The organism is Arthrobacter sp. SPG23 (genome assembly GCF_000876655.1).
GTDB lineage: Bacteria > Actinomycetota > Actinomycetes > Actinomycetales > Micrococcaceae > Arthrobacter.
This window is the reverse complement of the sequence record NZ_JYCN01000012.1, coordinates 129,084-143,657: the sequence shown is the minus strand read 5'-3', so window position 1 is coordinate 143,657 and position 14,574 is coordinate 129,084. Positions and strand designations below refer to the sequence as shown.

Genomic DNA, 14,574 nt, shown 5'->3' with positions numbered 1-14,574 from the left:
GTCCGTGGGCCGAGCTACGCCGCCAATGGGGCATCCCGGAGGGCACGCCTGCGAATCTTGGCGTGGTGGCGGAGTTCTTTCCGACGGCGAACCTCTTCCGGGTCTCCTGATTCCGCGGCCGGGCTACCGCGTTGGGTTCCCGGCAACGGCGGTGCAGTGGATTGGTAGCTGTGTCCGGTGGGAGTTATCAGTTCGATGCCATTCCTGCTCTGGCCGGGGACGATTGGCGTGGTCGGGTGTGCGCTCCAGCCCGGCGCTTCCTTGGTGTGGTTGCAGGGTTCGCAGAGCCCGGCGCCGTTGGCGTGCGTTGTAGCGCCGCCGCCGCGCCAGGGGACGATGTGGTCCAGATGGCGGATGGGGGCGTCGCAGTAGGGCGTGCGGCAGGTGTCGTCGCGCGCCGCGATGAAGCGGCGGAGTCCCGGAGAGAAAAGTCGGGCGCGGGAATCCATCGCCACCAACTCGCCCGTGGCGGGTGCGGTGTAGAGCCGGCGGATCCACATATTGAATTCCGGCTCCCCGGCTGCGGGCGTCCCTCCGCCACGGTCAATGATGCTTCTGGCCCAGCCGCCCGGGACCACACCGTAGCCCGGGAGCCGTGCCGGTTCGCTGTCGCCCCGGAAGAGGGTGCGGTCGGTCTTAACGAGCTGGATTTCAACGCCAGTGATCCCGCCGGGGGTGCCGGTGATCCGCTCGACGAGGCCATCAGCCATCAGCTGCCCCCGGGAACGCCGATCCCCGCCGCTGCGGAGTGAATCGGCGTGGCGGGTCAGGGCGGCCTGCACGGCGACGCCTTGGGCGACAGGCAGCAGGGCGGTCAGGTAGCACATGGTGTCCGGAGCGGGACGAAGTCTGACGTGGCGTTCGGCTGCGGCGTGGCTGGCCCTCTGGGTGACAGAACGGGGGTCACGGCGGTAGGCAGCGGTCCGGACCGCGGCGATGATTCCCCGGTCGCCTACTCCGTCAAAGGCCCCGGTGTCGGCGGCGAGTTCCTCGTCCACGGCGCACCGGCCCTCCGCCGACAGGAACGCCGTTTCGCGCACCAGCAACGTGGCCCGCCACTCGTTCAACTGCCCGGTTTCCAAGGCAGCGAGCGTGTGCGGCATTTCAGTCACCAGAGCCTTGGCCAGGCCCAACAGCCGGCTCCCCTTAGCCGGGGATTCGCGCCGGGCGAGCGCGATCTGGGCTCCGACGCCTGCCCCGAGCTGGTCTCCAGGAATCCCGGCAGCGGACTGTTGCCGGCGCTGCAGGCGGTCGAATGCCACAGCCAGCCGGGCCTGACGGGCAGCGAGGGCAGACTTGTGGTCTTCCAAGGCCCGGATCTCATCGATCAGCCGGGCACCGTCCCCCTCAAACGCATTCCCCGCAGGCTCCTGACCCCAGCAGCAAGCACAACAGCACTCCACTGCTGCCGGAACCGCTTCAGACCCCGAATTCCCGTCCATAGCTCAAGTGTCCCGCCGGGCTCTGACATCCATGGCTAAGACCCTAACGAGGGCCAACAGAAGCCGATCAACCGCTTGGGATGCCATCGGCGTGGTACCCACCCCGGTCGTAGCAACCGGCCCCCGGCTGACGACAAGGGCCACTTGAAGGCGCATCCTGACAGCGGCCAATGCTGAGTTCAGCTCGTCGACGCGCCGATAGAACTCCTCCTGCCCGTCAGGTTCCTCGGGGGGCCTCATCTCTTCGATCGCACGGCCGCACATCCTGAGCAAGCTTAGGAAGTTGTCGCCATCACTTCCGGCCGTTGCCTGTGCCGCTTCCGATCCCTGGTTGCCGTCCATGAACCAACTATCCCGCCGACCTCCGACAATAAGACCGGAGCGCTAAAGCCCGCGCAATAAGTCCGAGCGACAACCATGCTCAGCAGGAATTAGGCTGGAGCGGTGACCCGCCTCATTCTTGCCTCCCAGTCCCCCGCACGCACCAAATTGCTGAGCCACGCCGGCATCCGCCACGAGATCCTGGTTTCGGATGTGGATGAAGATGCGGTCCAGGCCCGCTACGGCGTGACGGATCCGCACGACACCGCCCTGCTGCTGGCGCGCGCCAAGGCGGAAGCCGTCGCTTCGCTGCCCGAAGCGGACGGCGCCTTGGTGCTCGGCTGCGATTCCGTCTTCGAGTTCGACGGTGAGGCGCACGGCAAGCCGTACACGGCCGACGTCGCCAGGGAGCGGATGCTGCGAATGAGCGGCGCCATGGGGGTACTTCATACAGGCCATTGGCTGGTCGATTGCCGGGACACAGACTCAGACGACAGCGGCTCAAACGGTTCCGGCGCCACGCTGGGCTCCGTGACCTCCGCCGAAGTCCACTTCATGGACATGAGCGCCGAAGAAATCGATGCGTACATCGCCACCGGCGAACCGCTCCAGTGCGCCGGATCCTTCACGATCGACGGCTACGGCGGCGCCTTCATCAGGAAGGTCGACGGCGACCCCCACACCGTCGTCGGACTCTCCATTTCCACCCTTCGCGGGCTGCTGGGCCAAGCACAGGTGGGCATCACCGAGTTGTGGACCGGCGGCGCCATCGACCCCGCCGAAGTCCGCGCCGAGTGAGCCATTTCGCAAGTCTTTGTAGCTTCCCTACAAAGCTTCGGAGCTTTACACGCGGAATCCGCAAGTAATATCGGCGGAACCCTCAAAATCGCGCTAGGCTCCCTGAAGGAAAGAAGGAGACGCCTTGTCAGCAAATTCGGAGCAGTCCGCAAGTCCAGAGCAGTCCACCGCCCCCAGCCACGCAGGTGCCGCCCTGACGAGCTCCAAGCGGCTGAGCAAAGTCCTCATCGCCAACCGCGGCGAGATCGCCGTGCGCATCATCCGCGCCGCGCGCGACGAAGGCATCGCCTCGGTGGCCGTCTACGCCGACCCGGACCGCGACGCCCTGCACGTCCGCTTGGCGGACGAGGCCTACGCACTGGGCGGCAACACTGCCGCTGAGTCCTACCTGGTGATGGAAAAGCTCATCGAAGTGGCCCACCAGTCCGGCGCCGACGCCATCCACCCGGGCTACGGCTTCCTGGCCGAAAACGCACAGTTCGCGGCCATGGTCATCGGTGCAGGGATCACCTGGATCGGGCCCTCCCCGGAGGCAATCTCCGCCCTCGGCGACAAAGTCCAGGCCCGGCACATTGCTGAAAAGGTGGGCGCACCGCAGGTCCCCGGCACGGCGGACCCCGTTGAATCCGCGGAAGAGATCCTCGAATTCGTCGACAAGTTTGGGCTGCCCGTGGCCATCAAGGCGGCCTTCGGCGGCGGCGGCCGCGGCATCAAGGTGGCCCGCACGCGCGAGGAAATCCCGGAACTCTTCGAGTCCGCGGTCCGCGAGGCCGTTGCCGCGTTTGGCCGGGGCGAATGCTTCATCGAACGCTTCCTGGACGCTCCCCGGCACGTCGAAACCCAATGCCTGGCTGACGCGTACGGCAACGTGGTGGTGGTCTCCACCCGCGACTGCTCCCTGCAGCGGCGCAACCAGAAGCTTGTGGAAGAGGCGCCCGCCCCCTTCCTGACCGAAGAGCAGAACCGCCGCCTTTACGAGTCTTCCAAAGCCATCCTCAAGGAGGCCGGCTACCTCGGTGCCGGAACGTGCGAATTCCTGGTGGGCCAGGACGGGACCATCTCCTTCCTGGAGGTCAATACCCGCCTCCAGGTGGAGCACTGCGTCTCCGAGGAAGTCACCGGAATCGACCTTGTCCGCGAACAGTTCCGGCTGGCCCGCGGCGAAAAGCTGGGGTACGGCGACCCCGAAGTGCGCGGCCACTCCATAGAATTCCGCATTACCGGCGAAGACCCCGGCCGCAACTTCATGCCCGCCCCGGGCACCATCACCACCCTGAAGAACCCCACCGGCCCCGGCATCAGGATCGACTCCGGCGTGGAGCAGGGTGACGTCATCAGCGGCAACTTCGATTCGATGCTGTCCAAGCTGATCGTCACCGGCGCCACCCGCGAGCAGGCACTGCAGCGCTCCCGCCGCGCCCTGGAGGAGATGGTGGTCGAGGGCATCCCCACCGTCATTCCCTTCGACCTGGCCGTGGTCACCAACCCCGACTTCGCCCCGGCAGAAGGACCGTTCAAGGTCCACACCCGCTGGATCGAGACGGCGTTCGTCAACGACATCCCGGCGTGGACGAACTCCGTCGAAGGTGAAGCGTCCGACGCCGGCGATCGCCAGCGCGTTGTGGTCGAGGTGGGCGGCAAGCGCCTTGAGGTGGTGCTGCCGGCGTCGCTCGGCTCGTTCAGCGCGGGCGGCGGCGCCGCCAAGCCGGCCAAGGCCAAGAAGCGGTCCCGCTCCGGCGGACCGGCTGCCGCTGCGGGCGGCAACGCCCTGACCTCCCCCATGCAGGGAACCATCGTGAAGGTGGCTGTTGTGGAGGGCGACGTTGTTGCCGAAGGTGACCTCGTCGTCGTACTCGAAGCGATGAAGATGGAACAGCCGCTCACTGCGCACCGCGCCGGCACCATTACCGGCCTGGCCGCCATCGCGGGTGAGACGGTTTCCGCCGGCGCCGTGATCGCCACGATCGAGGACTGACCACGCGCAGGCTCCTTCGCAGCGGGCCCGCACAGCATTAACGCCGCCCCCGGCGCGCCCATGGCGCCCGGGGGCGGCTCCATGCACACTTAGCGTGTGAAGCCATTTCTACTTCTTGCATCGCGTGCCGAGGACAGGGCCGCCGAAGAGGAATACGAAGCCTACCTGCGCTATGGCGGACTCGAGCCGGCGCAGCTGAGGCGCATCCGGATGGAAGCCGGACCCATGCCTGAGCTGGACCTGTCCGACTACTCCGGGGTGATCGTGGGCGGCAGCCCCTTCACATCCAGCGACCCGGCGGACCACAAGAGCGCGGCCCAGCACCGGGTAGAGCATGAGCTGCGCCTGCTGCTGGACCGCATTGTGCCGGCGGATTTCCCGTTCCTCGGCGCCTGCTACGGGGTGGGCACGCTGGGCCTCCACCAGGGCGCTGTCATTGACCGGACCTACGGCGAGGGACTGGGCGGCACCACCATCAAGCTCACTGCGGAGGCCCTGCAGGATCCCCTCCTTCGCGGCCTGCCGGAAAGCTTCACGGCCTTCACCGGCCACAAGGAAGCCGTCAGCGTCCTTCCCTCCCACGCGGTGCTCCTGGCCAGTTCCGCGGCCTGCCCGGTGCACATGTTCCGGATCAAGGCCAACCTGTACGCCACCCAGTTCCACCCGGAGCTCGATGCCGACGGGCTGGTCACCAGGATCGACATCTACCGCCATGCCGGCTACTTCCCGCCGGAGTCGGCGGAGCTGCTGATGGAAAGCGCCCGGCAGTTCACTGCGGCGGAACCGATGAAGATCCTCCGAAACTTCGTGGAGCGCTATGCGAGGTAGCAGCGGGAAATGACAAATGCCCGGCACCCCCGCGAAGGGGTGCCGGGCATTTCCCGTGACTGCTGATCGGGTCAGGCTACGTTGTTCTCGTAGTCCAGGTCCCGCGTTTCCTTGCTCAGGAAGAGTGCCACAAGCGTCAGCACCGCCATGACGCTGAGGTACACGCCCACCAGCACGGGGCTGCCCTTTGCCATTTCCCAGAGCCACACCGCGATGAAGGGCGCCACGGCCGCACCCAGGATGCTGGAGACGTTGTAGCTCACGGCGGACCCCGTGTAGCGGACGTTGGTGGGGAACAGTTCCGGCAGCAGCGCACCCATGGGTCCGAAGGTCAAGCCCATCAGGGTGAAGCCGAGGATCAGCAGGGCCATGGTGCCCACGAAGCCGCCGCTGAACAGCGGGACGAACAGCAGGCCGAAGACGAAGATTCCGGCGGTCACGGCGATGAGCATCTTGCGGCGGCCATACTTTTCAGCCAGCGGGCCGGAGACCAGGGTGAAGATGCCAAAGAACACGACGCCGGCGATCAGCATCCACAGAAAGTCGTTACGGGTGTAGCCCAGACCCGGGACAAACGCGGCGGCTGCCGCTTCGGTCATCGGCTTTCCGGCCTTCTCGGCGGCGGCCCTGGCGGCGTCCAGGCTGGACGCGCGGGTGCCGTAGGTCAGGGTGAACGTGGTCATCAGGTAGAACAGCACGTACGTGGCCAGCATGATGAACGTGCCCAGGATGAGCGGGCGCCAGCTGGTCTTGAAGACGCGGCCGATCGGAAGCTTGGCCACTTCGTTGGATTCCAGGACCTTGGTGAAGGCCGGCGTTTCAATCAGCTTGAGGCGGACGTAGAGCCCGATGATCACCATGACGGCGCTGAGCAGGAACGGAACGCGCCAGCCCCAGGCTTCAAACGCCTGCGGGGACAGCTGGTAGCTGGCCACGAGGAAGATCACGTTGGCAATGATGAAGCCGATGGGCGCACCCAGCTGCGGGAACGTGCCGTAGATGGCCCGCTTGTTGGCGGGGGCGTTCTCGGTGGCCAGGAGGGCTGCGCCGCTCCACTCCCCGCCGAGGGCCAGGCCCTGGGCGAAGCGCATGACCACCAGGAGGGCCGGCGCCCAGAAGCCCCAGCCCGGAACCAGCGCCGTGGGAAGGCAGCCGATCAGGAATGTTGCGATACCCATGGTCAGCAGCGAAGCCACCAGGGTGCCCTTGCGGCCGAACTTGTCCCCGAAGTGGCCGAAGACCACGGAACCGAGCGGCCGGGCGATGAACGCGACACCGAACACGGCGAAGGAGCTCAGCAGCTGGGTGGTCTCGCTCTGTCCCGGGAAGAACAGCTTGGGGAAGACGAGCACAGCGGCGGTGGCGTAGACGTAGAAGTCGTAGAACTCAACGGTAGTGCCGATGAGGCTGGCGACGATCACGCGCCCGCGCGAGTTAACCTGCTTGGCTGACCCCGGCTGCGGTGAGGTGGCAGTGGATGACATGTAGTAACGCTTTCGTGAGAAACCGGGCGGGTGCCCCAAAAGACTGCCCGGCTAAGGGATACGTATCTCTCAATAATAGTTCCCGGCGTCCAGCGACTGGACAAAGAGTCCATTATGCGGACTTTTTGATTTGTCTCACCTGACGGCGCCTCACGCCGCCCCGAATGCGCCGATAGGCAAACTTCACAGCACGTTAACAAACGGCGACGGTTCACGAAACGCGCCATCCCTACCTTTGAAGAACAACAAAACCCCCCAAAGGAGGTACACCGTGACTGTTGATCGCACGGCAGAGGCCGGCGCACGGCCCGGCACTACCCGCACCGCTGACGCCCCCGCCCTTGAAGTCCGCCCCGGCCGCTGGATCGCCAACTGGGATGCCGAGAACAAGGAGCAGTGGGAGTCCCACGGCCGTTCCATCGCACGTCGGAACCTGAACTGGTCCATCTTCGCCGAATTCCTCGGCTTTGTCGTCTGGCAGCTCTGGTCCATCGTGGTGGTCCAGCTCCCGGCAGCAGGCTTCACCTTCTCCACTTCCGAAATCTTCTGGCTGATCTCCATGCCCAGCCTGGTGGGTGCCACCCTGCGCATCCCCTACACGTTCATGGTCCCCAGGTTCGGCGGCCGCAACTGGACCATCGTCTCCGCGCTGCTTCTCCTCATCCCCTCCACTGGCTTGGCACTGTGTGTCTCCAACCCGGAGACACCGTTCGGCGTCATGCTCCTCGTTGCTGCCCTTGCCGGTTTCGGCGGCGGAAACTTCGCGAGCTCCATGGCCAACATCACGTTCTTCTACCCTGCCCGCGAAAAGGGCTGGGCACTGGGCCTGAACGCCGCCGGCGGAAACCTCGGTGCCGCCGTCGCACAGCTCGCCGTCCCGATTGCCATCACGCTCCTGGCCGCCGGCACGGTCAACCTGCCCGTCGCCGGCCTGATGTGGGTCCCGCTGATCCTGCTCGCCGCGTTCGGCGCCTGGAAGTACATGGACAACCTCACCAGTGCCAAGGGTGACGTGGCCGGATCCGTGGCTGCGCTGAAGGAACCGCACCTGTGGATCATGGCGCTGCTGTACATCGGCACCTTCGGTTCATTCATCGGCTTCGCCGGTGTTTTCCCGAAGCTCATCAAGGACTACTTCCCCGCGTTCTCCTCCATCGGAGTGGGCACGGTTGCACTGTCCCTCGCGTTCCTCGGCCCGCTGGTCGGCTCGCTGGCCCGCCCGTACGGCGGACGGATGGCGGACCGGATGGGCGGCGCCCGCATGACCGTTGCCGCCTTCGCCTCGATGGCGGTCATCACGCTCACCATGATCTGGACCCTGCCGCTCAAGAACTTCTGGCTGTTCCTGGTCCTCTTCCTGATGCTCTTCACCGCCAGCGGCTTCGGAAACGGCGCCACCTACCGGATGATCCCCATCATCTTCGCCACCAACAGCCGGGCGGCCCGAAACGGCGCCAGCACAGTGGCCACCCAGCGCCTGGCCTCCTCCGCCCTCGGCCTGATCTCGGCAATCGGCGCCTACGGCGGGTTCGTTATCCCCCAGGTGCTGAACGCCTCCAACCAGGCCAGCGGCTCGTACACCCCCGCCTTCTACGGCTTCGTCGGGGCATACGTCCTGATGCTGGTGGTCTGCTGGGCCTGCTACATCCGCAACGCCAACCGAAATGCGATGGGACACGTCTAACATGGCCACAAGCGCCGACACGCACTGCCCTTACTGCGCCCTGCAGTGCGCCATGACGCTGAAGTCTCCAGCGGCTCTGACCCCGGCTGTCCAGCCGGGGTCAGACCCCGTGCCGGCTGCACCCGTCCTGGAGGTATCCGGACGCGACTTCCCCACCAACCGCGGCGGCCTCTGCCGCAAGGGCTGGACGTCCGCGTCCCTGCTGAGCCACCCCGGACGCGTCACTGAGCCCATGCTGAAGGGCTCCGACGGCGTCCACCGCCCGGTGAGCTGGGATGATGCCCTGAAGCTCATCACCGCCGCCGTGAAGGACACCCGCTCCCGCTACGGCGCGGACGCCGTCGGCGTTTTCGGCGGCGGCGGCCTGACCAACGAAAAGGCCTACATGCTGGGCAAGTTCGCCCGCCTGGCCCTTGGCACGTCCCGGATCGACTACAACGGCCGGTTCTGCATGTCCTCCGCAGCCGCCGCCGGCATGAGGGCCTTCGGGGTGGACCGCGGACTCCCGTTCCCGCTCGAGGACCTCGACGGCGCCAGCACCATCCTGATGCTCGGCTCCAACGTGGCCGAGACCATGCCGCCCTTCGTACAGCACCTGCAGGGAGTGCGCGACGCCGGCGGGCTCATCGTGGTGGACCCCCGCCGCTCCGCCACGGCTGCGTTCACCTCCGACGGCGGCGGCCTGCACCTGCAGCCCCTGCCGGGCACCGACCTCGCCCTCCTCCTGGGCCTCTCGCACGTGGTGATCCACGAAGGCCTGGCGGACTCCGAATTCATCCAGGCGCGCACCAGCGGCTTCGAAGCCGTGGTCCGCAGCGTCAACGCCTTCTGGCCCGAACGGGTTCAGTCCCTGACCGGCGTGCCCGCGGACCTGATCCGGGAGACTGCCCGCCGGCTTGCCCACGGGGCCACCAAGGGCGGAAGCTACATCCTGACGGGCCGAGGCGTGGAACAGCACGTGGACGGAACGGACACCGCCACCGCCGCCATCAACCTGAGCCTGCTGCTCGGCCTGCCGGGTTCAGCCCGCAGCGGCTATGGCACCCTCACCGGCCAGGGCAACGGCCAGGGCGGCCGCGAGCATGGCCAGAAGGCCGATCAGCTCCCCGGCTACCGGAAGATCACCGATCCAGCCGCCCGCGCCCACGTTGCCAAGGTGTGGGGCGTCCCGGAATCGCTGATTCCCGGCCCCGGCCTCCCCGCCGTCCAACTGCTGAAATCCCTCGGACAGCCCGACGGCGTCCGCTGCCTCTTCGTGCACGCCTCCAACATTGCGGTGGCCTCCCCCGACGCCAACGCAGTCATCGAGGGCCTCCGCAGCCTGGACTTCCTGGTGGTCTGCGATTTCTTCGTCTCCGAAACGGCCGCCGAAGCCGACCTCATCCTGCCGGTCCTTCAGTGGGCCGAGGAGGAAGGTACGCTGACCAACCTTGAAGGGCGTGTCCTGCGCCGCCGCCGCGCCCTGCAGCCGCCGGCCGGAGCGCGCAGCGAACTCTGGATCATGGCACGGCTCGCCGAGGCGCTCGATGCCCCGTCCACCTACAGCGAGGATCCCGAGACGGTGTTCGAGGAACTGCGCCTCGCCTCTGCCGGCGGGCTCGCCGACTACTCGGGTATCGACTACGCCATGCTGGACCGCGGCGAGGCCGCCTACTGGCCCTACCCCGCCGGAAGCACTGGCACGCCGCGGCTGTTCCTGGACGGTTTTGCCCACGCCGACGGCAAGGCGGTCATGACACCGGTGGCGCCCCGCCGCCGTCGTGCTCCGGCAGCAAACCCCGCACGGGACAACACAGCCCCGGGCGCCAAAACCATGACACTCATCACCGGCCGCCTGCTGGAGCACTACCAGTCCGGATCGCAGACCCGCCGCGTGTCCGAGCTGCTGGAATCCCAGCCTGAGGCAAAGCTGCAGATCCACCCCGCTGCCGCCGCGTCCCTGGGCATCACCGACGGCGCGTTCGTGTCCGTGGCCAACGAACGCGGCGAGGTGCTCTGCCGGGCGGAACTCAGCACCGCCATCCGGCCCGAGACGGTCTTCCTGCCGTTCCACTTCCCGGAGCTCGAGAGCGCCAACCGCCTGACGGAAGCTTCCACCGATCCCATCTCCGGGATGCCCGAGTTCAAATTCAATACAGTGTGGGTCCGGGCCGCCGCCAACCGACTCCAGCACAGCGTTCTTCAGACAACGGAGGCCTCATGAGTGAGCAGATCGTAATTGTTGGCTTTGGTCCGGTTGCCGCACGGCTGATCGATGAGCTGCTGCCCGCCGTCCGCAGCGGGCTCGCCCGCCTGACGGTGATCGGCGAGGAGGCGGACGCAGCGTACAACCGCGTACTGGTGGCCGACCTCGGCGTCGGACGCACCACTGCGGCGGCGCTGGCGCTCTCTGACGCCGCCGCGCTGATCGCCGACGGCGTGGACGTCCGGCTCGGCGTGCGCGTCCGCCGGGTGGACCGCGCACGCCAGCAGGTGATCCTCACCGATGGCACCACGCCGCACTACGACCGGCTGGTGTTCGCCACCGGGTCGCGCCCGGTCATCCCCAACCTGACCGGCCTCAACCCGGACCCGGCCCACCCCGTGCTGCCTGCCGGCGTGACAGCGCTGCGCGACCTGCGCGACGCCGAGGTGCTTCGCCAGGCTGTTTCCGGCGGCAAGCGCGTGGTAGTGCTCGGCGGCGGCGTCCTGGGACTCGAGACTGCCCTGGCCGCCGCCGAAGAAGGCGCCACGGTGACCGTGGTCCACAACGGCGCCCACCCGCTGGGCCGGAACATCGACCGCGGCGGCGGCGCGGTGCTCGCCGCCAGCCTGCGGAACTGCGGAGTCCGGATGGCCGGCAACGCGCGCTCCACCGGGCTGGAGCACAACGCTCCCGACGGCGGCTTCTCCGCATTGCTGCTGGATGACGGTTCAGCGATCGACGGCGACCTGCTGGTGCTCTCCTGCGGCGTCCGGCCGCGCGTGGAACTGGCCGAAGGCTGCGGGCTGTCCACGGCAACGGGCATCCTGGTGGACCACAAGCTGCGGGCACACCACGAGGCCCACATTTTCGCAATCGGCGACTGCGCAGAAGTCCGCTGCCCGGATCCGTCCTGCAGCGAGTGCCGCACCGCGGGCGGCCCCTCCGGCCTGGTGGGCCCGGGCTGGCGCCAGGCCGAGTGGCTCGCCGAATACCTGACGCTCCTCGCCGAAGGATCCGCGGCGGCATCCGGGGAGGGATCCGGCGAAGCCGCCGCGGCCGACCTGGCGGACTCCCTGCCTGAGCTGCCGATGGAAAAGCCGGGGGTCATCGTCCTCAAGGCCCGGGGCCTGAACATGGCCGTGGCCGGCGACAACGCAGCCGAGCCGTGGGACGACGAGATCCTGACGGCCGGTGCCGTGAACGGCCGCCCGCGCCTGCAGATCGCGCAGTGGGCGGACCCGGAACACGGCCGCTACGTCAAGATGACCACGCGCGGCGGCGTCCTGGAGGGCCTCGTGGCCGTGGGCATGCCCCGCACCGCCGCGGAGCTGGTGTCCCTGTTCGAGCGGGGCGACGAGCTCCCGGCCGACAGGTCGCTCCTGCTCCGCCTCGACGGACCGGACCAGCTGGCAGCCCCGGGCAACAGCGACCCCGCGCGCACCGTCTGCCGGTGCGCCGGGGTCAGCGGAACCAAGATCCAGGACGCCGTCGTTGACGGCTGCTCCACCGTGGCCGAGGTTTCCGGCGCCACCCGCGCCGGCACCGGCTGCGGCGGCTGCCACTCCGACATCAAGGACATCATCGAAAAATACTTCCAGGCGGCAGCAGCCGCCTGACGTGAGGTGATGGCGGCTCGCCCGGTGCGCCGGGAAGCCTGGCTTCGCCGCTGACCCGTCCAAGGGACTTATGCCCCTTGCCCCGCCCGTGCCCCCGGGGTGTCATGGAAGCTAGAGTCCGTGGATCCGAGGGGTTGCCATGTTCAGCGTCACGATCTTCCTGGCCGCGGCCGCGCTCATCGTTGTTGCCGCCGTCATGGGGATCGTGTCCATGCGGCGGCCGGACCGTAGCGTCCGTGCCCGTGCACTGGTGTGGACGGCAGCCGCCATCATGACAGTATTCACGGTCCTCGCCGGCCTGTTCATCAGCGGCTACGCCCTGGCCGACCCCGGCGGCACCGAGGGAATCATGCTGGTTTTGTGGTGGGCCGTTCCCCTGGCCGTGCTCGCCGTCCTTGCTTGGCTTCGTCCCTCATGGGCTGCACCGGTGCTGGCACTGCTGACCGCGTTGGTGGTCATGGCAGGAATATGGTTCGCCCTGGATTCCGCGTCGTGGCGAGAATTCGAGAACGCAAACGGCCCGGTCCGCGCCGTGGCCGTGCTGGTCCTCGCGTTCCCGGCAGCCGTCCTGGGCCTGAAACGAACGGCCACTGCGGGCTGGCTGCTCCTGGCCCTCGGCCTGGGCCCGATAGCCTTCTCAGCCCTGGGGAACCTCGCCGGAGTGGTGTCCCTCTCCGCCGTCAGCGTGATCCCGCTGATCACCGGGCTGCTGTTCCTGCTGGCGGCCCGGATGACCCGCGCCTCCGTGTCCACTGAGCACATGGGCGCCTTGCCCGCCTGACGTTACATATGAACGTGCAGGCGCCGTGCCGCTTCCGAGATGGAACCGCTGAGTGACGGGTACACCGTGAAGGTGCTGGCGACGTCGTCGACGTGCAGTTTCTGCGTGACCGCGATGGAGATCGCGAAGATCAGTTCGGACGCGTTCGGCCCCACCACCACACCTCCGATCACTGTGCCGGAGCCCTTGCGGGCGAAGATCTTGACGAAGCCGTCGCGGTGGTTGCGCATCTTGGCCCGGGCGTTGCTGCGCAGCGACAGCTTCACCACGTCGCCCTGGTACTTTCCGGAGTCGATCTCGGCCTCGGACACGCCGACGTTGGCGATCTCGGGCGAGGTGAAGATATTCGAGGCCACCTGGTGCAGCTTCAGCGGGGTGACGCTGTCGCCCATGAAGTGGGCCACGGCAATGCGGCCCTGCATGGCCGCGACGGAGGCGAGCGCAAGGACACCGGTGCAGTCACCGGCGGCGTAAATGTTCGGAGCGGTGGTACGGGAGACGCCGTCCACCTTGATGTGGCCGCTCTCGCTGAGGGCCACGCCGGCTTCCTCAAGCCCAATGCCTGCCGTGTTGGGAATGGAGCCCACGCAGACCAGGCAGTGGCTGCCGGTGACCTGGGAGCCGTCACCCAGGGTGACCACCACGCCGTCGTCCGTCCGCTCCACCGTTTCAGCGCGCGAGCGGGAGAGCACCTTCACGCCGCGGCGTTCAAAGACGCCCTCCAGGACCTCGGCGGCGTCAGTGTCGGAGCCCGGCAGCACGCGGTCGCGGCTGGAAATCAGGGTGACCTTGGAGCCCAGGCCGTTGTAGGCGGAGGCGAATTCCGCGCCGGTCACACCGGAACCCACCACGATGAGTTCTTCGGGGAGCTCGTCCATGTTGTAGATCTGCGCCCAGTTCAGGATCCGGTCGCCGTCGGGCCGCGCGGTGGGAAGTTCACGCGGGTGGGCGCCCACCGCGAGCAGGATGGTGTCAGCTTCCACCGTCTCGGTGCCGTCGACGGTGAGGACCTCGATGGTGTGGTTGTCCAGCAGCTTGCCGGAGCCGATCAGGATGCGCACGCCCTGGTGTTCCAGGCCGGTACGGATGTCCTCGGACTGCTTCCGCGCCAGGCCGAGCAGCCGGTCGTTGATGTGCTTCAGGTCCGCGCGCATCACGGGGGCAAAATCGCCGCCGTCGACGTCGAACTTCACTCCCAGCTCCCCCGCCTCGCCGACGCGGGTCATCAGGTCCGCCGTCGCGATCAGGGTTTTGGAAGGTACGACGTCGGTCAGCACCGCTGAGCCGCCCAGGCCCGCCCGCTCAATGATGGTGACTTGCGCCCCCAGCGAGGCGGCCACCATGGCGGCTTCGTAGCCGCCGGGCCCTCCGCCGAGTATTGCGATGCGAGGTGAGCTGAAATCCGGATGCGTAGTCACAAAGATCCATTCTCTACCCAACCGCCGCCGCACACCAATAAA

11 protein-coding genes are annotated in these 14,574 nt (G+C 67.4%); 7 read left to right on the top strand and 4 right to left on the bottom strand.

Features of this window, described 5'->3' with window-relative positions:
* Nucleotides 1–14: 14 nt before the first annotated feature.
* Together TV39_RS05975 and TV39_RS05970 are read right to left on the bottom strand one after the other, a co-directional pair.
* Nucleotides 15–1,442, bottom strand: a complete 1,428-nt coding sequence (locus TV39_RS05975) for an HNH endonuclease (protein ID WP_043479616.1) — start codon at nucleotides 1,440–1,442, stop codon at nucleotides 15–17.
* Nucleotides 1,443–1,445: 3 nt separating this feature from the next.
* Nucleotides 1,446–1,784 carry a hypothetical protein gene (locus tag TV39_RS05970; RefSeq protein ID WP_043479615.1) on the bottom strand — a complete coding sequence of 113 codons (339 nt, stop codon included), beginning with the start codon at nucleotides 1,782–1,784 and terminating at the stop codon, nucleotides 1,446–1,448.
* A gap of 102 nt (nucleotides 1,785–1,886) precedes the next feature.
* Between TV39_RS05970 and TV39_RS05965 the strand changes: the two genes are divergently transcribed.
* The 3 genes from TV39_RS05965 (at nucleotide 1,887) to TV39_RS05955 (ending at nucleotide 5,364) form a co-directional block, all read left to right on the top strand.
* A complete protein-coding gene (locus tag TV39_RS05965; RefSeq protein ID WP_043479612.1) occupies nucleotides 1,887–2,561 on the top strand; it encodes a Maf family protein in 675 nt (224 codons plus the stop codon).
* 124 nt (nucleotides 2,562–2,685) lie between these two features.
* Entirely contained in the window at nucleotides 2,686–4,536 is a 1,851-nt protein-coding gene (locus TV39_RS05960) for an acetyl/propionyl/methylcrotonyl-CoA carboxylase subunit alpha (RefSeq protein ID WP_442853487.1), read from the top strand.
* 96 nt (nucleotides 4,537–4,632) lie between these two features.
* Entirely contained in the window at nucleotides 4,633–5,364 is a 732-nt protein-coding gene (locus TV39_RS05955) for a glutamine amidotransferase (protein ID WP_043479610.1), read from the top strand.
* A gap of 71 nt (nucleotides 5,365–5,435) precedes the next feature.
* Here the strand turns inward: TV39_RS05955 and TV39_RS05950 are convergent, their stop codons facing one another.
* Nucleotides 5,436–6,848: an MFS transporter gene (locus TV39_RS05950; protein ID WP_043479607.1), complete on the bottom strand. Its 1,413-nt coding sequence runs from the start codon at nucleotides 6,846–6,848 to the stop codon at nucleotides 5,436–5,438.
* A 271-nt stretch (nucleotides 6,849–7,119) separates the two neighbouring features.
* Between TV39_RS05950 and TV39_RS05945 the strand changes: the two genes are divergently transcribed.
* From TV39_RS05945 to TV39_RS05930, 4 genes are all read left to right on the top strand, one after another.
* Nucleotides 7,120–8,532, top strand: a complete 1,413-nt coding sequence (locus tag TV39_RS05945; protein ID WP_043479605.1) for an MFS transporter — start codon at nucleotides 7,120–7,122, stop codon at nucleotides 8,530–8,532.
* A gap of 1 nt (nucleotide 8,533) precedes the next feature.
* On the top strand, nucleotides 8,534–10,735 hold the full coding sequence (locus TV39_RS05940; protein WP_043479603.1) for a molybdopterin oxidoreductase family protein: 2,202 nt from the start codon (nucleotides 8,534–8,536) through the stop codon (nucleotides 10,733–10,735).
* Nucleotides 10,732–12,333 carry an FAD-dependent oxidoreductase gene (locus tag TV39_RS05935; RefSeq protein WP_043479600.1) on the top strand — a complete coding sequence of 534 codons (1,602 nt, stop codon included), beginning with the start codon at nucleotides 10,732–10,734 and terminating at the stop codon, nucleotides 12,331–12,333. Before TV39_RS05940 ends, TV39_RS05935 begins: the two co-directional genes overlap by 4 nt.
* 139 nt (nucleotides 12,334–12,472) lie before the next feature.
* Entirely contained in the window at nucleotides 12,473–13,114 is a 642-nt protein-coding gene (locus TV39_RS05930) for a hypothetical protein (protein WP_043479597.1), read from the top strand.
* A gap of 2 nt (nucleotides 13,115–13,116) precedes the next feature.
* On the opposite strand, the gene TV39_RS05925 is transcribed toward TV39_RS05930, so the two are convergent.
* Nucleotides 13,117–14,532, bottom strand: a complete 1,416-nt coding sequence (locus TV39_RS05925) for an NAD(P)H-quinone dehydrogenase (protein WP_043479595.1) — start codon at nucleotides 14,530–14,532, stop codon at nucleotides 13,117–13,119.
* Nucleotides 14,533–14,574 lie beyond the last annotated feature (42 nt).

Bases quoted from the DNA above. Each gene is read 5' to 3' on its own strand.
- TV39_RS05975 (WP_043479616.1), bottom strand. From the start codon at position 1,442: ATGGACGGGAATTCGGGGTCTGAAGCGGTTCCGGCAGCAGTGGAGTGC.
- TV39_RS05970 (WP_043479615.1), bottom strand. From the start codon at position 1,784: ATGGACGGCAACCAGGGATCGGAAGCGGCACAGGCAACGGCCGGAAGT.
- TV39_RS05950 (WP_043479607.1), bottom strand. From the start codon at position 6,848: ATGTCATCCACTGCCACCTCACCGCAGCCGGGGTCAGCCAAGCAGGTT.
- TV39_RS05940 (WP_043479603.1), top strand. From the start codon at position 8,534: ATGGCCACAAGCGCCGACACGCACTGCCCTTACTGCGCCCTGCAGTGC.
- TV39_RS05935 (WP_043479600.1), top strand. From the start codon at position 10,732: ATGAGTGAGCAGATCGTAATTGTTGGCTTTGGTCCGGTTGCCGCACGG.
- TV39_RS05930 (WP_043479597.1), top strand. From the start codon at position 12,473: ATGTTCAGCGTCACGATCTTCCTGGCCGCGGCCGCGCTCATCGTTGTT.